Here is an 18511-nt window from a genome sequence, read left to right on the forward strand (position 1 = left end):
GCCATGAGCAACCTGCCCATCTTCGATATCGCCGGCTCCGCGCTGCAGGCGCAGTCCGTGCGCATGAGCACCATCGCCTCCAACCTCTCCAACGCCGACACCGTCGCCGGCTCGGCCGATGCGGTCTACAAGCCGCTGGAGCCGATCTTCCAGTCGGTGACCAGCCGCACCGACCCGAACATCACCACGGTGCAGGTCAAGGAGATCAGCCAGAGCAACGCCGCGCCGATCCAGCGCTACGAGCCCGGCCACCCGCTGGCCGATGCCGACGGCTACATCTACCAGCCCGACGTGGACCCGGTCGCGCAGATGGTCAACCTGATCTCGACCTCGCGCAATTACCAGGCGGGCGTGGAAATGCTGACCACCGCCAAGGAACTGGCGCTGGCCACGCTGACCATGGGTCGCTGACCCTCTTACCGCAGGAATCCACTCCCATGAGCAGCACCAACGGCGTTGGCCAGAACAGCAGCGACATCTACACCGCGCTGGGCCTGAACGCACCCAACAGCGATACCAGCAAGAAGAAGAGCACCCTGGACCAGGCCGATTTCATGCGCCTGATGACCGAGCAGCTGCGCCACCAGGATCCGCTCAAGCCGATGGACAACACCCAGATGGTCGCGCAGATGGCGCAGCTGTCGCAGGTCCAGGGCATCACCGACCTCAACAACACGGTCAAGGGCTTCCAGGATTCGATGTCCAGCGACCAGATCCTGCGCGGCGCGGCCCTGGTCGGCCACGAAGTGCTGGTGCCGTCGGAGAAGCTCGCGCTGGAGAAGGAAGGCGATGTCACCGGCATGGTCGCCGCGCCCGGCGCCGGCTTCGTGACGGTGGACATCACCGACGCCAACGGCGTCAAGGTCAACCAGATCAGCGTGGAAGCCAAGGCCTCCGGCGAAGTCACCTTCGACTGGGACGGCAAGGATGCCAACGGCAACCGCATGGCCGAAGGCACCTACACCATCGCGGCCTCGCACACCGATACCGCCGGCACCAAGACCAAGCTCAACACCTACGTGCAGGCCCCGGTGGAGAGCGTCACGGTCGGCACGGACGGCCTGTACCTCAACCTCAAGGGTCTGGGCACGGCCCCGATCGACTACGTGCTCCGCATCAGCTGAGCCGCCCCACCCGCATCCACAGGAGCATCCCATGGGCTTCAACGTCTCGTTGTCCGGCATCAACGCAGCCAATGCCGATCTGAGCGTCACCGCGAACAACATCGCCAACGTCAACACCACCGGCTTCAAGCAGTCGCGCGCCGAGTTCGCCGATCTGTTCTCGGCCACCAGCTACGGCCTGTCCAAGAATGCGGTCGGCTCGGGCGTGCGTCTGACCAACGTCGCCCAGCAGTTCTCGCAGGGCAACAACGAACAGACCGGGCGCAGCCTGGACATGGCCATTTCCGGTGAGGGCTTCTTCACCCTGAACATGAACGGCTCGCGCGTGTACTCGCGTGCCGGCAACTTCCAGACCGACCAGGCCGGTTATGTGACCAACCCGCAGGGTGCGCGCCTGCAGGTGTTCGCGCCCAACGCCGACGGCACCAACTTCGATGCCGGCCGCCTGACCGACCTGCAGCTGCTGACCACCGACAGCCCGCCCAAGCAGACCGGCAAGGTCGATGTCAGCTTCACCCTGCCGGCCAACGCCAAGGAACCGACGGTCGACACCTTCGACCCGACCGATTCCAACAGCTACAACCACTCCACCGGCGGCATCACCGTGTATGACTCGCTGGGCGTGAGCCACACCCAGACCTCCTACTTCGTGAAGACCGAGAACCCGAACGAGTGGCAGGTCTACAACTATGTGGACGGCAAGGCGGCCGGTACCCCGACCACGCTGCAGTTCTCCGACGGCGGCGCACTGACCAGCCCGGCCAACGGCCAGATCGTGATGGATCCGTTCACCCCGACCACCGGCGCCGGCGTGCTGTCGATGTCGCTGAACCTGAGTGGCTCGACCCAGTACGGCGAGAAGTTCGCGCTGCGCAACACCCAGCAGGACGGCTACGCGGCGGGCAAGCTCAACGAGATCACCGTCTCCGAAGAAGGCATCGTCTACGCGCGCTACTCCAACGGCGACGACAAGCCGCTGGGCCAGGTCGCGCTGACCACCTTCAACAACGCGCAGGGCCTGGAAGCCAAGGGCAACAACCTGTGGACCGAGAGCTTCGCCTCCGGCACGCCGCGCACCGGTTCGCCGGACAGCTCCAACCTGGGCAAGATCCAGGCCGGTTCGCTGGAAGCCTCGACGGTCGACCTGACCGAGCAGCTGGTCAACATGATCACCGCCCAGCGCAACTTCCAGGCCAACTCGCAGATGGTCTCCACGCAGGACCAGATCACCCAGACCATCATCAACCTGCGTTGATGAGCCACTGACCGCAACACGGGAAAACACCGATGGACAAGGCACTCTACGTCGCGATGACCGGTGCACGTGCGTCCCTGCAGGCGCAGGGCACGCTGTCGCACAACCTGGCCAACACCGACACCCCCGGCTTCAAGGAGGCGCTCGCCAATACCGAGGCCTTCCCGATCAAGGGGACCGGCTACGCCTCGCGCGTGGATGCCCTGCACGTGGACGCCGGCTTCAACCGGCGCATGGGCGCCCAGCAGATCACCGGCAACCCGCTGGATCTGTCCCTGCAGGCCGGCAACTGGCTGGCCGTGCAGGCGCCCGGCGCCAATGGCGGCGAGGCGTATACCCGCGGTGCGGCCCTCTCGATCACGCCCAATGGCCAGCTGGTGACCGCCGGCGGCCATCCGGTCCTGGATGAGAACAGCAACCCGATTGCGATCCCGCCGCACCAGGCAATGGACATCGGCAACGACGGCACGATCTCGATCATTCCGCTGGGCGAAGGCCCGCAGACGATGGCCAACATCGGCCGCATCCGCGTGGTGCAGGCCGAGGATGCGCGGCTGGAGCGCGGCCTGGACGGGCTGATGCGCAACACCGACCCGCAGCAGGCGTTCGTGCAGGCCCAGGGCAAGTCGCTGGAAAGCGGCCAGCTGGAAGGCAGCAACGTCGATGCGGCCGGTGCGCTGGTGCAGATGATCCAGCTGCAGCGCCAGTACGAAATGCAGGTGAAGGTGATCAAGCACGGCGACGACAACGCCCGCAGCGCCAACAGCCTGCTGCGCCTCGGCAGCTGATCGCCCCGGTGACGTAATCCCGGCGCAGTTGTGGCACGCGCCATGCATTGCCCTTCGCAAGGGCCGCACCACGCGGCCATCCGCTACAACACAGGAATGACGCCATGAACCAGGCATTGTGGATCGCCAAGACCGGACTGGATGCGCAGCAGACGCGCATGTCGGTGGTTTCCAACAACCTCGCCAACACCAACACCACCGGTTTCAAGCAGGACCGTGCCAGCTTCGAAGACCTGCTGTACCAGCAGGTCCGTCAGCCGGGCGGTGCCTCGTCGGCGCAGACCCAGCTTCCCTCGGGCCTGCAGCTGGGTACCGGTGTGCGCGTGGTGGCCACCTCCAAGAATTTCGAGCAGGGCAGCCAGCAGCAGACCGGCCGCGCGCTGGATGTGATGGTCAATGGCCGCGGCTTCTTTGAAGTACAGATGCCGGACGGTTCCTCGGCGTACACGCGCGATGGCTCGTTCCAGCGCAACCAGGATGGCGAGCTGGTCACCAACAGCGGCTACCCGGTGCAGCCGGGCATCCAGATTCCCGAAGGCGCCCAGTCGCTCACCATCGGCACCGACGGCACCATCAGCGTGAAGATGGCCGATGACGCCGCCTCGGTGGAAATCGGCGCGTTGACCCTGACCGACTTCGTCAATCCGGCCGGCCTGCAGGCCCGTGGTGAAAACCTGTTCCTGGAAACCACCGCCTCCGGCCCCGCGCAGAACGGCAATCCCGGCCTCAACGGCCTGGGCACCGTGGTGCAGGGCGCGCTGGAAGGCAGCAACGTCAACGTGGTGGAAGAGCTGGTCTCGATGATCGAAACCCAGCGCGCCTACGAAATGAACGCCAAGGCGATCTCCACCACCGACGCGATGCTCGGCTATCTCAACCAGAACGTCTGATCGGTCGACCCGGGAACCTGCCATGTCGCGTCTTGCCCCTACCCTCCGCCTGCTCGCCGCCGCCGTCATCGTCGCCACCTTGAGTGGCTGCGTGATCGCCGGCGATGTGCGTCCCTACCCGGCCATGGCCCCGGTCGAACCGGTCATGCCGCCGTCGGCCCAGGCCACGGCCGGCGCGATCTACGCCGCCGGCCCGGGCCTGCAGCTGTACTCGGACCGTCGCGCACGCGATGTCGGTGACCTGCTCACGATCACCCTGACCGAGAACACCACCGCGCAGACCACCGCCAACACCTCCACCTCGAAAGAGTCGGAGCTGAGCATCGGCACGCCGACGATCTTCGGTGCACCGGTGACGCTGGGCGGCAAGGACATCCTCAGCGCCAGCGCCGCCGGTTCGCGCGATTTCACCGGCAAGGGCACCAGCGCGCAGAGCAACCGCCTGCAGGGCAGCGTGACCGTCACCGTGATCCAGCGCCTGCCCAACGGCAACCTCGTCGTGCAGGGCGCCAAGAACCTGCGCCTGAACCGTGGCGATGAGCTGGTGCAGGTGCAGGGCATCGTGCGTGCGGCGGACATCTTCCCGGACAACACCATTCCCTCCAGCCGTGTTGCCGATGCCCGCATCGTCTACGGCGGCCGCGGCGCGATCGCCCAATCCAATGCGATGGGCTGGTTGAGCCGCTTCTTCAACTCGGCGTTGTCGCCGTACTGAGCCTGACATGACTTTCTTCCTCTCCCTGTTCGGGCAGCGACGCATGGTGTCGCGCTACAACACGACGCGGGCGGTGCTGGCGCTGCTGGCCGTGTTCGCGCTGGCTGCGCCTGCTTCCGCCGAGCGCATCAAGGATCTCGCCCAGGTCGGCGGCGTGCGCGGCAACGCGCTGGTCGGGTACGGCCTGGTGGTCGGCCTGGATGGCAGCGGCGACCGCACCAGCCAGGCGCCCTTCACCGTGCAGAGCCTGAAGAACCTGCTCGGCGAACTGGGCGTCAATGTGCCGGCCAACGTCAATCCACAGCTGAAGAACGTGGCGGCCGTGGCCATCCACGCCGAACTGCCGCCCTTCGCCAAACCGGGCCAGCCGATCGACATCACCGTCTCATCGGTGGGCAACGCGGTCTCGCTGCGCGGTGGCTCGCTGCTGATGGCGCCGCTGCGCGGTGCCGACGGGCAGGTCTATGCCATCGCACAAGGCAACCTGATCGTCGGCGGCTTCGGCGTGCAGGGCAAGGATGGCTCGCGGGTCTCGGTCAACGTGCCCAGCGTCGGCCGCATTCCCAACGGCGCCACCGTGGAGCGCGCCCTGCCGGATGTGTTCAGCGGCGGCGGCGACATCACCCTGAACCTGCACAAGAACGACTTCACCACGGTCTCGCGGATGGTGGCGGCGTTGAACAATGCCTTTGGCGACGGTGCTGCGCGCGCCATCGATGGCGTCACCGTGTCGGTGCAGTCGCCGTCCGATCCGGGCGCCCGCATCGGTCTGCTGGCCCGTATCGAAAACCTGGAGCTCACGCCCGGCAGCGCGCCGGCCAAGGTGGTGGTCAACTCGCGGACCGGCACCGTGGTCATCGGTTCGCAGGTGCGCGTCGGCGCGGCCGCGATCTCGCACGGCTCGCTGACGGTGACCATCAACGAGAACCTCAACGTCAGCCAGCCGGGTGCGTTCAGCGGTGGCCAGACGGCGGTCACGCCACAGTCGACCATCACCGCGACCAACGATGGCAGCCGCATGTTCAAGTTCAACGGCGGCACCACCCTGGATGAAATCGTGCACGCGGTGAATGCCGTGGGCGCCGCCCCGGGCGATCTGATCGCCATCCTGGAAGCCCTCAAGCAGGCCGGCGCGCTCAGCGCCGAACTCGAGGTGATCTGATATGCGCATCCAACCGGCCCTGGAACTCAATCCCGCCCAGCCCAACAGCCCGGCCAAGGTCGACAAGGTCGCCCGCCAGCTGGAGGGCCAGTTCGCGCAGATGCTGATCAAGAGCATGCGCGAGGCGAGCTTCGGCGATTCGCTGTTCCCCGGCGAAAACACCATGTTCCGCGAGATGTACGACCAGAAGATCGCCGACGCGATGACCCGCGGCCGTGGCCTCGGCCTGTCGAGCATGATCGCGCGCCAGTTGGGCGGCGCCGAAGGCGACGCGGCCAAGCCGGTCGACACCACGCTCAACCCGGCCGCCGCCCTGCGCGCCTACCGCCTCAATGCACCCGCCGCGGCCATGCCGCTGCCGGCCAGCGCCGCGCCGTCGGTGCCGCGCGAGGTCGATCTGCTGCAGCAGCTGGGTGGCGGCGAGCCTTCCGCCGTGCTGCAGCCGATGGAACGCGCCCTGGACCTGATTGCCGGCCGGGAGAGCAGCCAGATGCATGAGGCCATCGGCCGCAATGATCCGTACGCGGCGGTCACGGAAACCGATCCGGCCGCGGCCGACTGGGCGATGGCCGATGACCGCTGGAGCGGCGTCAACCGCACCGCGGCGGCCGGTCCCAGTGCGGTCGACAACCTGGCCGCCTCCACCGCGGCCGCCGAACTCGGTCCGCATACCCCGGCCGGCTTCGTCGCCAGCATCTGGGGTCACGCCCAGCAGGCCGCGCGCGAACTGGGCGTGGATGCCAAGGCACTGGTCGCCCAGGCCGCACTGGAAACCGGCTGGGGCCGCAAGCTGGTCCGCCGCAGTGGTGGCGACAGTTCGCACAACCTGTTCGGGATCAAGGCCAATGGCTGGCAGGGCGAGCGCGCCACCAGCGGCACCCACGAGTACGTCAACGGCGTGCGCCGCAACGAAACCGCGAGCTTCCGCGCCTACAACTCGGTGGGCGAGAGCTTCGCCGACTACGTGCGCCTGCTGAAAACCAGCCCGCGTTACCAGAATGCCCTGCAGGCCGGCAGCGACGTGCGCAGCTTCGCCCAAGGGTTGCAGCGCGCCGGCTATGCCACCGACCCGACCTACGCAGCCAAGATCGCCGCGATCGCCGGCGGCCCGACCATCGAGCGCGCCGTCGCGGCGGTGAGCGATGCCGGCCAGCGCCTGGGCCGCACTTTTGCCAGCACCGCCAGCCCGACCGGGCTGGGTGTCATCCGTCGTTGAGGTAATCCATGTCCAGCGTACTCTCCACCGGCACCAGCGCCCTGCTCGCCTTCCAGCGGGCGCTGGCGACCACCAGCCATAACGTCGCCAACATCAAAACGCCGGGTTACAGCCGGCAGAAGGTGGACTTCGCCACGGCCGACCCGCAGAACTACGGGTACGGCGACGTGGGCAATGGCACCCGCATCACCGATGTCCGCCGCGTCGCCGATCAGCTGGCGATCTCGCGGCTGCTCGATGGCAGCGGCGAACTGGCGCGCCTGAAGCAGCTCTCCACCATGGCCGACCGTGTCGATGCAATGTTCTCGGACAAAGCCACCAACGTCGCCGGGGTCTGGTCGAACTTCTTCGATTCGGTCAGCGGGCTCTCCTCCAATGCCTCCGGCAGCGCCGACCGGCAGAACATGCTGGACAGCGGCAAGACCCTGGCCAGCCGCTTCCAGCAGCTCAATACCCAGCTCAACAACCTCAACGGCGAGGTCAACAACGGCCTGATCGCCGGTGCCACCGAGATCAACCGGCTGGCCCAGGAAATCGCCCAGCTAAACGGCGCGATCGGCGGCAATGCGGCGACCGCCGCACCGGACCTGCTCGACCGCCGCGACCAGCTGATCGCCAATCTCGTCGGCTACACCGGCGGCACCGCGGTGATGCAGGACGGCGGGCTGATGAACGTCTACACCGCCGGTGGCCAGGCGCTGGTGGTCGGCACGACGGCCTCCAAGGTCACCACCGTGACCGACCCCTACCAGCCCGAGCGGCTGCAGCTGGCGCTGGAGAGCCAGGGCCAGAAGATCACCATCGAGGGCAAGACGCTCGGCGGCCAGATCGGCGGCCTGCTGGAGTTCCGCGACACGGTGCTGACCCCGGCCCAGGCCGAGCTGGGCAAGCTGGCGATCGGCATGGCCAGCAGCTTCAACGATGTCCACCGCCAGGGCGCGGATCTGTACGGCAACATGGGCGGTGACTTCTTCACCATCGGCAACCCGCGCATCACCGCCAACAGCGCCAACACCGGCACGGCCAGCATGAGTGCCAGCTTCGGTGATCTGTCCAAGCTGGACGGCCAGAACATCGTGATGAAGTTCGATGGCACCCAGTGGCAGGCCACCCGCGCCGACACCGGCGCCAGCATTCCGATGACCGGCAGCGGCACGGCGGCCGACCCGCTGGTCCTCAACGGCGTCTCGCTGGTCATGAGCGGCACCCCGGCCAAGGATGACCGCTTCCTGCTGCAGCCCACCGCAGGCGTGGCCGGCGGCATGGAAGTGGCGATCACCGACACCTCCCGCATCGCCGCCGCCGCACCGATCAAGGGCACCGCCGCGATGGCCAACACCGGCAGCGGCAAGCTGACCGGCGTCAAGGTGACCGATCCCGACAACGCCGCGCTTCGCACTCCGGCGGCGATCGTGTTCACCAGTGCCACCGAATACACCATCAACGGGGTCGGCCCGAACACCTACACCGCCGGCCAGACCATCACCGCGAACGGCTGGAGCTTCGTCCTGGATGGCGCGCCCAAGCTGGGCGACACCTTCAACATCGGGCCGACCCCGGCCGGCTCCTCGGACAACAGCAACGCCCTGCTGCTGGCCAAGGTCGAGCAGGCCAAGACCTTCAATGACGGCACGGTCACGCTCAGTGGCGCGCTGGGCGGCCTGACCACCCAGGTCGGCGCGGCCGCCCGTTCCGCTGAGTATTCCCTGCAGGCACAGCAGGTGATCACCGACCAGGCCCAGGCCGCACGCGACTCGATCTCCGGCGTGAACCTGGATGAAGAGGCCTCGGACATGCTCCGCCTGCAGCAGGCCTACCAGGCCGCCTCGCAGTTGATCTCCACGGCCGACAACATGTTCCAGACCATCCTCGGAGCCGTCTCGCGATGAACAACCGCATTTCCACCGGGATGATGTTCAATCAGTCGGTGTCCCTGATGCTCGCCTCGCAGGCGAAGATGAGCCACCTCGAGCGCCAGATCGCCACCGGCAGCAAGATCGTCTCGGCCAAGGACGATCCGGTCTCGGCCGGCAGCGCGGTCGGCCTGGACCGTACCCTGGCCTCGCTGGACCGCATGCAGCTCAATGCCGGCAACGTGCAGAACCGGCTCGGCCTGCAGGAAAACGCGCTGGCCCAGGTCGGCGACATGATGGGCCGCATCACCGAGCTGACCATCTACGCCAACAACCCAGGCCTGGCTGCGGCCGACAAGCAGTCCCTGGTCACGGAAATCGAGGCGATCCGCGGCAATCTGCTCGCGGTGGCCAACAGTACCGACGGCACCGGCCGCTATCTGTTCGGTGGTACGGATGATGGCAGCCCGCCGTTCAGCCAGGTCGATGGTCGCGTCGTCTACAACGGCGACCAGAACCAGCGCCAGGTCGAAGTCGGTCCGGACACCTACGTGCAGGATGCCCTGCCCGGCAGCGAGATCTTCATGCGCATCGTCACCGGCGACGGGCATGTGGACGGCAAGGCTGGCGCTGGCAACACCGGCAGCGGCGTGCTGACCAACGTCACCCGCGACAGCGATGGCAGCTGGAACGGCGAGGGTTTCAGCGTGCGCTTCACCGCCGCCGATGCCTACGACCTGCTGGATGCCGGCGGCAACGTGGTGTCCAGCGGCACCCTGAAAGCCGGCGACGACGTGGTGGTCAACGGGGTGCGCCTGCATATCGACGGTGCGCCGGCAGCGGGTGACACCTTCGAGGTCAGCCCGGCCGCCAGCCGCGACATCTTCGGCACGCTGGATTCACTGATCGGCGCACTGAAGATGGATACCGGCACCCCCGCCCAGCAGGCGGCCCAGCAGAACCTGCTGCAGAGCGGCCTGCGCGACGTGGCCCGTGCCTCCGAGCGCATGATCGACTCGCGCGCCGCCGGCGGTGCCCAGCTCAAGGCGCTGGACAACGCGTCCGACATGCGCGAATCGAACGTCGTCACGCTCAAGACCACGCTCTCGCAGATGCGCGACCTGGACTATGCGGATGCGCTCAGCCAGTACCAGCTGGAGAAGACCGCCCTGCAGGCGGCGCAGACCCTGTTCTCGCAGATGCAGTCGATGTCGCTGTTCAACATGATCCGCTGACCGCTCCTGCACCCTGGGTTGGCCTGAAGGCCGCGATGCTCTGAGCATCGCGGCCTTTTTCGTTCTGGGGCGGGCGCGCCCCCTGCCCGGCGTCCCGTGGCACTGCCGGGACGCCCTTGGCACAGGTCTCCGCGGGAGACCTGCCCTGCATTTCCAGGCCTGCGGCGGCCAAACGCCCCGCCCGGCCCCGCTGCGGCCCATGAAAGCCAGGCGCCTCCCCCGCCCCTGCAAATCCGCGTGAATCTCCGCCTAAAGGTTGTTGACAAAGCGCCGTTATTGATTTGGCAACAGCGAAGCACACAGCCAAAAACAAATAAACGGCGGCGCTTCGTTCCATTCACCACCGGGATTCCAATAAGGGAGACGACCCATGGCACAGGTAATCAACACCAATACGATGTCGCTCAACGCTCAGCGCAACCTGAGCACCAGCGGCAGCTCGCTCGCTACCACCATCCAGCGCCTGTCGTCGGGCCTGCGCATCAACAGCGCAAAAGACGACGCCGCCGGCCTGGCGATTTCCGAGCGCTTCGGCACCCAGATCCGCGGCACCGATGTCGCGATCCGCAACGCAAACGACGGTATCTCGCTGGCCCAGGTCGCCGAAGGTTCGTTGAACGAAGTCGGCAACAACCTGCAGCGTATCCGCGAACTGGCCGTGCAGGCGTCCAACGCCACCAATTCCACCAGCGATCGCAAGGCCCTGCAGGCGGAAGTCACCCAGCTGGTCAGCGAAATCGACCGCGTCGCCAAGCAGGCGGACTTCAACGGTACCAAGCTGCTGGACGGCAGCTTCACCAGCCAGCTGTTCCAGGTCGGCGCCAATGCCGGTCAGGCGATCGCCATCAACAGCGTGGTCAATGCCAAGGCAGACTCGCTCGGCGCCGCCAGCTTCGCCAATGTCTATGAAGGCACCAGCCTGGCTGCCGCCGACAAGGCAACGGCTGACTCTGTGTTCTCGCAGCTGCAGGTCGTCGTCACCGCTGACGGTGGTACCGCGACCCCGATCAACATCGGCGACATCACGGTCAAGGCCGGCGAATCGATCACCGCGGCCACGGCCGCCGCGATCAACGGCAAGCTGGGCGAAACCGGCGTCATGGCGACGGTCGACAACGGCGTGATCAGCCTGACCTCGGTCAAGGCCGGGCAGAGTTTCGCGCTGGGCGCGGCCGGCCCGGTCTCCACCTCGACGGATCCGGTCCCGGCTCCGGTGGGAGATTTCACCAACGTGGGCCTGAATACCGCGGATCCGGATGGCGGCACCCTCACCGGCGTGACCAGCAGCTTCGTCAAGGACCTGGACGTCACCACCGCCGAGGGCGCGCAGCAGGCCCTGGAAATCGTCGACAAGGCCCTGGAATCGGTCAACAGCGTCCGCGCCGACCTCGGCGCGATCCAGAACCGCTTCACCTCGGTGGTGGCCAACCTGCAGACCTCCTCGGAGAACCTGTCGGCCTCCCGCAGCCGCATCCGCGACACCGATTTCGCCAAGGAAACGGCGGAACTGACCCGTACCCAGATCCTGCAGCAGGCCGGCACCGCGATGCTGGCCCAGGCCAACCAGGTGCCCCAGAACGTGCTCAGCCTGTTGCAGCGCTGACATGAGCCGCTCCTGAAGCACGTCAGGGGCGTCTAACCCAACTCACGTGCAACTGCTCAAGGACCCTTCCTCATGGCACAAGTCATCAACACCAACACGATGTCGTTGAATGCTCAGCGTAACCTGAGCACCAGCGGCAGCTCCCTGGCCACCACCATCCAGCGCCTGTCGTCGGGTTCGCGCATCAACAGCGCCAAGGACGACGCCGCCGGTCTGGCGATCTCCGAGCGTTTCGGCACCCAGATCCGCGGTACCGACGTGGCGATCCGCAACGCCAACGACGGCATCTCGCTGGCCCAGGTCGCCGAAGGTTCGCTGAGCGAAATCGGCAACAACCTGCAGCGCGTCCGCGAACTGGCCGTGCAGGCGTCCAACGCCACCAACTCCGCCAGCGACCGCAAGGCCCTGCAGGCCGAAGTGACCCAGCTGGTCAGTGAAATCGACCGCGTCGCCAAGCAGTCCGAGTTCAACGGCACCAAGCTGCTGGACGGTTCGTTCTCCAGCCAGCTGTTCCAGGTCGGCGCCAATGCCGGTCAGGCGATCGCCATCGACAAGGTCGTCGACGCCACCGTCGACAAGCTGGGCAATTCGAGCTTCAAGACTGCGGCCATGGCGTCGATCGGCGCCACCCCGCCGACCGCGCGCTCGCAGATCACGGGCACGGTCAGCGTCACCGGCGCCGATGGCAGCGTGAGCACCATCGACCTGGGCAAGGTGGAAGTCGCTGCCGGTGGTTCGGAAGCCGATTTCAACCGTGCCGCCGTCACCGCAGTGAACTCCAAGCTGGGCGAAACCGGCGTCCTCGCCACCGTCAGCGATGATGGCAAGGAAATCACCTTGACCCAGGTGAAGTCGGGCGGTGACCTGGCCGATGGCACGACCACCACCGCTGCCGGCACCGTGGCGCTGACGCATGCCGCGTGGAACGACACCACCGGTGAGTTCGACGCGGGTACCGCGGCCTTCGCTGTGACCGGCACCGCTTCCGCGACCGAGAATGTTGCCGACCTGGACATTTCCTCGGTGGCCGGCGCCCAGAAGGCACTGTCGCTGGTCGACAACGCCCTGGAATCGATCAACAGCACCCGCGCCGACCTGGGTGCGATCCAGAACCGCTTCACCTCGGTGGTTGCGAACCTGCAGACCTCGACCGAAAACCTGTCCGCGTCGCGCAGCCGCATCAAGGACACGGATTTCGCCAAGGAAACCGCAGAACTGACCCGCACCCAGATCCTGCAGCAGGCCGGTACGGCCATGCTGGCCCAGGCCAACCAGGTGCCGCAGAACGTGCTCAGCCTGCTGCGCTGATTCACGCCAGAGTGACAGCCGGGCGTAGTCGCTGACTGCGCCCGGATTCTGAATCACGCCTCACCTCCGCCGAAGGAATTGCACCATGGCACAAGTCATCAACACCAATACGATGTCGTTGAATGCTCAGCGTAACCTGAGCACCAGCGGCAGCTCCCTGGCCACCACCATCCAGCGCCTGTCGTCGGGTTCGCGCATCAACAGCGCCAAGGACGACGCCGCCGGTCTGGCGATCTCCGAGCGTTTCGGCACCCAGATCCGCGGTACCGACGTGGCGATCCGCAACGCCAACGACGGCATCTCGCTGGCCCAGGTCGCCGAAGGCTCGCTGAGCGAAATCGGCAACAACCTGCAGCGCGTCCGCGAACTGGCCGTGCAGGCCTCCAACGCCACCAACTCGGCCAGCGACCGCAAGGCCCTGCAGGCCGAAGTGACCCAGCTGGTCAGCGAAATCGACCGCGTCGCCAAGCAGTCCGAGTTCAACGGCACCAAGCTGCTGGACGGTTCGTTCTCCAGCCAGCTGTTCCAGGTCGGCGCAAACGCCGGCCAGGCGATCGCCATCGACAAGGTCGTCGACGCTACCGTCGACAAGCTGGGCAATTCGAGCTTCAGCAGCGCCACCCTGGCCCAGTTCGACGGCGCCAACGCGCCGCCCACCGTCCGCACCCAGGTCGGTGGCACGATCAGCATCAAGGGCGCCGATGGCACCGTGAGCACCGTGGACGTGGGCAAGGTCGACGTGGCCGCGGGTTCCAGCGCAGCCGATTTCAACCGTGCCGCGGTGACCGCAGTCAACGCCAAGCTGGGCGAAACCGGCGTCCTGGCGACGCTGAGCGAAGATGGGCTGGGCATCAGCATCACCCAGGTGAAGTCGGGCGGCGACCTGTCAACCGGCGTTGACGCCGACGTTGCCGGCACCATCGCACTGACCACCAAGGCATGGGACGATGCGACCGGCGACTGGGCAACCGGCGCTGGCGCCGCGGCCTTCGCCACCAGCGCAGTGACCTCTGCCAGCGAAACCGTGACCGATCTGGACGTATCCACCGTGACCGGTGCACAGAAGGCGCTGTCGCTGGTCGACAACGCGCTGGAATCGATCAACAACACCCGCGCCGACCTCGGTGCGATCCAGAACCGCTTCACCTCGGTGGTTGCGAACCTGCAGACCTCGACCGAAAACCTGTCCGCGTCGCGCAGCCGCATCAAGGACACGGATTTCGCCAAGGAAACCGCAGAACTGACCCGCACCCAGATCCTGCAGCAGGCCGGTACGGCCATGCTGGCCCAGGCCAACCAGGTGCCGCAGAACGTGCTCAGCCTGCTGCGCTGATCCACGCCTGCATCGTCCCCGCCGCCGGCTTCGGCCGGCGGCGCGGGCAACCGGAGGCATCGCAAAGCACGCGCAGGAACGGGCCATGGCCATGGAACCGGACTCTCTCCCGGTCGCCACATCATCGTGGCCATGGCCCGCCCCTGCGGCAGAACTGTTATCAGCGCTGTTTGTTTGACTGAACACCCCGGGTGGCTTCGTCTCCCCCCGCTTTTCAGTAGCCTGGCCCCTCCTCTGCATTGGAGGAGGGTTTTTTACAGACCCCCTATCAAGGGCGCGGACCGCCGCCCCTGCCCCAGGGCTCCTGCAACCGGCGTGCCAAACCCGCCCCGCCCTGGCTGGCACAACTCCTGCATCAACGTGGTTCTAAAGACCCGGCGGCTACGGCCGCTACTTTCGTTGATGGCATCGCCCTGCGACTTCACTGCAGTGGCAACAAACAGGAGATACAACGTGGCGGACTTCGGTTACGGCGGCATCGGTTCAGGACTGGATATTTCCGGCATGGTCAGCAGCCTGGTGGCCGCCGACCGCAAGCCGGCGGACAACGCACTGAACCTGCAGCAGTCCAAGGCCAAGATGCAGCTCTCGGCGATCGGCACGGTCAAATCCGCGTTCGACACCCTGAACACGGCGCTGAAGGCACTGAAGGCCAATACGGCGTTCGACGCACGCACGTTCACCGCCAGCAAAGTCGGCACTGACGAAATCTTGACGGTCTCCGGGACCAACTCTGCGGCGGCGGGCACGCATCTTGTCAACGTGGAAAAGCTGGCTACCGCACACAAGCTGATCTCAAACGCCGAAGTACCAAAAACAGACACCTTTGGCGCCGGAACCCTGACGCTCACCGTTGGCGTCGGCGACAAGCAGAAGACGCTGAACATCAACGTCGAAGCGGATGACACGCTCAGCTCGATCCGCACCAAGATCGAGAAGGCCGGCCGCGCCTCGGGCGTGCAGGCCACGCTCATCGCGTCTGGCGATAACCAGATTCTGTCGCTCTCGCAGGAGAAGTCGGGCGCCGCCAACGCCATTACGCTGACTGCCGCACCAGGCAACACCAAGCTGGCCGATCTCGCTGCCAGTCTGAAAGAGCGTACACCGGCCGCAGATGCCAAGCTGACCATCGACGGCGTGGCAATCACCAGCAGCGAAAACACCGTCACTGACGTGGTGCCCGGCTTAACCCTGAACCTGAAGAAGGAAGGCGAAAGCACCGTCACGATCAGCACCGACGTGGCGGCCGCACGCAAGGTGATGCAGGACTTCGTCACCGCCTACAACGGCGCCATCGCGGCGATCAACACCGCGACCAAGTACGACATCGAGAACAAGGAACCGTCCGCGCTGACCGGCGATGCGCAGATGCGCGGCGCCTCCAGCCAGCTGCGCAGCATGATGGGCGGCATCCTCAAGGATCTCTCGGCGGCCGGCCTGGACCCCAAGAAGATCGGCCTGCAGACCCGCGCCTACCCCAACGCCGATGGCAGCCTGGTGCTGGATACCGCCAAGTTCGACGCGGCCCTGGTCAATCAGGGTGGCGCGGTACGCGAAGCCTTCACCGGCGATGACGGTGCAGCGGCCAAGCTGTTCGCCATGGTCGACGGCTATGTCAGCACCACCGTAGGCAAGGAAGGCGCGTTCGTCTCGCGCACCAAGAGCATCAACACCACGCTGACCGACATCGACAAGCGCCGCAAGGCGCTGGATGTGCGCATGGAAGGCGTGTCCGAGCGTTACAAAAAGCAGTTCCTCGCGCTCGACGCGCTGATGAGCAAGATGAGCCAGACCATGTCCAGCCTCACCTCGCAGCTCTCGCAGCTCAGCGGCTGATCGATCGCGGCAGCGGACTCAAGTTGAACCGGCCCGCTGCCGATATCACTGGCAGGACACCCCGCAGGCTCCACCCGGTGCCGACGATGTCGCGAACCTCGCGGCCCCGCATGAAGGAGACATGATTGATGTACGGTTCCAACCGTCAATTCACCGAGCAGTACCGCAAGGTCGGCGTGCAGAGTTCGGTTACCGATGCCGACCCGCACAAGCTGGTGGCGCTGCTGCTGGCCGGTGCCTGCGAACGCCTTCGTCTCGCCCTGGCCTGCCTGGAACGTGGCGACCAGGCACGCAAAGGCAAGGCGATCGGCGAGGTCTGTGCGATCGTCGGCCATCTCAACGGCTCGCTGGACCATGAGGCCGGCGGCGAGATCGCGGGCAATCTGTCCTCGCTGTACGACTACGTGATGCACCGGCTTACCGAAGCCAACCTGCACAACGATCCGGCCGCGTTGACCGAAGCCCTCGAGCTGCTCGGCGAGATCGACGCCGCGTGGAATGCCATCCCGCAGCAGCAGCGCCAGACTGCGCAGGCTGCTCCGTGAGTTCGCTCGGCGCGCTGAACGCCCGGCTGGATGCACTGGAAACCGCGCTGCACGACGAGAATTTCGACGAGGCCGGGCTGCAGCTGGACGCCCTCGATGCCGCCCAACAGGACTACCTGGCCGGCCCGTCGGCCCTGTTCGATGTGCCGGGCCTGTCCTCGCTGCAGGCGCGCCAGCAGCGCATCATGCTGTTCATGATGCGTCAGCGCGAAGATGCCAGCCGCCACATCCACAATGGCCACCAGTCCCTTCGCGCCGCGCAGGCGTACCTGACCGCAGAATCCCTGTCATGACCGACCTTCGCACCAGCGCCATCCATCACCCGGCCGAAAGCGAGCTGTTCGATGAGACGCTGAGCTGCGAACTGGCGCTGCCGGCCGAGTTCCGCATCGGCAGCGCGGTGATCCGCGCCGGCACCGCCGAGACCCTGCTGCGCAGCGTGGCCCTGGTCGAAGACGCGCGCGGCGACGACGGCCATGACGACCGCAGCGATGCGACGCTGCAGGTGCAGCGCCTGGAAGCCAAGCTGGATCTGGTCATGGTGCTGCTGGGCCGGCTGGTGCGCCAGACCACCCAGGACCTGCCCCTGCGTCCGCTGCGCTGGTCGCGCCGCGGCATCCGCCTGGAACAGGGCACGCGCAGCGGCGCCACCCCGGGAAGCATGGGCGTGATCCGCCTGCAGCCCTGCGACTGGCTGCCCGACCATATCGACCTGCCGGTGGTCATTGTCGCCGAAGCCGCCAACGGCTCGGGCGCGCACTATCTCTGGCTGCGGTTCGAAGGGCTCAGCGACGCGCTGGAGATGGCGCTGGAACGTCATCTGTTCCGCCTGCACCGCCGCCAGATCGCCGAAGCACGTCGTCTGCGCTGACCATACGCTCCCGACTGTGACCCAATCGGCTTGGCGGTAGGCCTTCACTCCGTTAAGGTGACGACCTCCCCGCTTCCCTAGCAGCCTGTGCGCGTTCTCATCGTCGATGATCACACCCTGGTCCGTGCCGGCCTCAGCCGCCTGCTGCAGGGCTTTGCCGACGTCGAGGTCATCGCCGAGGCCAGCAACGCCGAACAGGCGCTGCAACTGAGCGTGCAGCATTCGCCGGACGTGGTGCTGATGGACCTGTCCCTGCCCGGCCGCACCGGCCTGGAAGCCCTGAGCGACATCCTGCTGCGTACGCCCGGCTCGCGCGTGGTGATGATGACCATGCACGACGATGCCGTGCACGTCCGCGATGCGCTTGACCGGGGTGCGGTCGGCTTCGTGGTCAAGGATGCTGCCCCGCAGGAGCTGGAACTGGCGCTGCGTGCCGCCCATGCCGGCCAGGTGTTCCTGAGCCCGCAGATCTCGGCCAAGATGCTGGCGCCCATGCTGGGCAGGGAAAAACCGGTCGGCGTGGCGGCCCTGTCGCCGCGCCAGCGCGAGATCCTGCGCCAGATCGGCAAGGGCGAAAGCAACAAGGAAATCGCCGCCGACCTCGGCATCAGCGTCAAGACGGTGGAGACCCACCGCGCCCGCATGATGGAATCGCTGGGCTGCCGCCGCGCCAACGATCTGGTGCTGCTCGCCGCCCGCCACCAGCACGAGCTGGAGTGAAGTGCGCCGGTTCTCCGACACACAGCGGGCAGCCGGCCGATCGGTGACGGATTATTG

Annotated in this window: 18 protein-coding genes; all 18 read left to right on the forward strand. The window is 66.4% G+C overall.

The genetic code is table 11. The features are described 5' to 3' along the window. Window positions 1–3: 3 nt before the first annotated feature. Window positions 4–411, forward strand: a complete 408-nt coding sequence (gene flgC / locus ABE424_RS05895; RefSeq protein WP_088435081.1) for a flagellar basal body rod protein FlgC — start codon at window positions 4–6, stop codon at window positions 409–411. A 26-nt stretch (window positions 412–437) separates the two neighbouring features. After that, window positions 438–1124, forward strand: a complete 687-nt coding sequence (locus ABE424_RS05900; protein ID WP_176989013.1) for a flagellar hook capping FlgD N-terminal domain-containing protein — start codon at window positions 438–440, stop codon at window positions 1122–1124. A gap of 31 nt (window positions 1125–1155) precedes the next feature. Beyond that, window positions 1156–2379 carry a flagellar hook protein FlgE gene (flgE, locus tag ABE424_RS05905; RefSeq protein ID WP_346492169.1) on the forward strand — a complete coding sequence of 408 codons (1224 nt, stop codon included), beginning with the start codon at window positions 1156–1158 and terminating at the stop codon, window positions 2377–2379. Between the two features lie 32 nt (window positions 2380–2411). Next, a complete protein-coding gene (locus tag ABE424_RS05910) occupies window positions 2412–3167 on the forward strand; it encodes a flagellar basal body rod protein FlgF (RefSeq protein WP_176989015.1) in 756 nt (251 codons plus the stop codon). A 104-nt stretch (window positions 3168–3271) separates the two neighbouring features. Beyond that, window positions 3272–4057, forward strand: coding sequence for a flagellar basal-body rod protein FlgG (gene flgG, locus ABE424_RS05915; RefSeq protein ID WP_102788470.1), 786 nt, complete (start codon window positions 3272–3274; stop codon window positions 4055–4057). A gap of 22 nt (window positions 4058–4079) precedes the next feature. Further along, the gene (flgH, locus tag ABE424_RS05920; RefSeq protein WP_176989016.1) at window positions 4080–4772 is read left to right on the forward strand and encodes a flagellar basal body L-ring protein FlgH; all 693 of its coding nucleotides are present in this window, start codon (window positions 4080–4082) and stop codon (window positions 4770–4772) included. A 43-nt stretch (window positions 4773–4815) separates the two neighbouring features. Further along, window positions 4816–5934 (forward strand): flagellar basal body P-ring protein FlgI, encoded by a 1119-nt coding sequence (locus ABE424_RS05925; RefSeq protein ID WP_346479159.1) that lies wholly within the window; start codon window positions 4816–4818, stop codon window positions 5932–5934. Window position 5935: 1 nt separating this feature from the next. After that, window positions 5936–7150, forward strand: coding sequence for a flagellar assembly peptidoglycan hydrolase FlgJ (flgJ, locus tag ABE424_RS05930; RefSeq protein WP_346492168.1), 1215 nt, complete (start codon window positions 5936–5938; stop codon window positions 7148–7150). Between the two features lie 8 nt (window positions 7151–7158). After that, entirely contained in the window at window positions 7159–9039 is a 1881-nt protein-coding gene (gene flgK, locus ABE424_RS05935) for a flagellar hook-associated protein FlgK (protein WP_346492167.1), read from the forward strand. Then, window positions 9036–10238: a flagellar hook-associated protein FlgL gene (gene flgL, locus ABE424_RS05940; RefSeq protein ID WP_346492166.1), complete on the forward strand. Its 1203-nt coding sequence runs from the start codon at window positions 9036–9038 to the stop codon at window positions 10236–10238. Before flgK ends, flgL begins: the two co-directional genes overlap by 4 nt. Before the next feature lie 370 nt (window positions 10239–10608). Next, entirely contained in the window at window positions 10609–11841 is a 1233-nt protein-coding gene (locus ABE424_RS05945; RefSeq protein WP_346492165.1) for a flagellin, read from the forward strand. Window positions 11842–11913: 72 nt separating this feature from the next. Further along, window positions 11914–13149 (forward strand): flagellin, encoded by a 1236-nt coding sequence (locus tag ABE424_RS05950; RefSeq protein WP_346492164.1) that lies wholly within the window; start codon window positions 11914–11916, stop codon window positions 13147–13149. A gap of 85 nt (window positions 13150–13234) precedes the next feature. Beyond that, window positions 13235–14482: a flagellin gene (locus tag ABE424_RS05955; RefSeq protein WP_346492163.1), complete on the forward strand. Its 1248-nt coding sequence runs from the start codon at window positions 13235–13237 to the stop codon at window positions 14480–14482. A gap of 453 nt (window positions 14483–14935) precedes the next feature. Next, window positions 14936–16318, forward strand: coding sequence for a flagellar filament capping protein FliD (gene fliD, locus ABE424_RS05960; protein WP_346492162.1), 1383 nt, complete (start codon window positions 14936–14938; stop codon window positions 16316–16318). A gap of 128 nt (window positions 16319–16446) precedes the next feature. Next, complete coding sequence (gene fliS, locus ABE424_RS05965) at window positions 16447–16863, forward strand: flagellar export chaperone FliS (RefSeq protein ID WP_179458989.1); 417 nt, start codon at window positions 16447–16449, stop codon at window positions 16861–16863. Beyond that, a complete protein-coding gene (locus ABE424_RS05970; protein ID WP_176989026.1) occupies window positions 16860–17156 on the forward strand; it encodes a hypothetical protein in 297 nt (98 codons plus the stop codon). Before fliS ends, ABE424_RS05970 begins: the two co-directional genes overlap by 4 nt. Then, window positions 17153–17734, forward strand: coding sequence for a PilZ domain-containing protein (locus ABE424_RS05975; RefSeq protein ID WP_346492161.1), 582 nt, complete (start codon window positions 17153–17155; stop codon window positions 17732–17734). Before ABE424_RS05970 ends, ABE424_RS05975 begins: the two co-directional genes overlap by 4 nt. A gap of 87 nt (window positions 17735–17821) precedes the next feature. Further along, the gene (locus ABE424_RS05980; protein WP_121036749.1) at window positions 17822–18454 is read left to right on the forward strand and encodes a response regulator transcription factor; all 633 of its coding nucleotides are present in this window, start codon (window positions 17822–17824) and stop codon (window positions 18452–18454) included. The last annotated feature ends 57 nt before the right edge of the window (window positions 18455–18511 follow it).

Source organism: Stenotrophomonas sp. TWI1149 (genome assembly GCF_039673155.1).
Lineage (GTDB): Bacteria > Pseudomonadota > Gammaproteobacteria > Xanthomonadales > Xanthomonadaceae > Stenotrophomonas > Stenotrophomonas maltophilia_AA.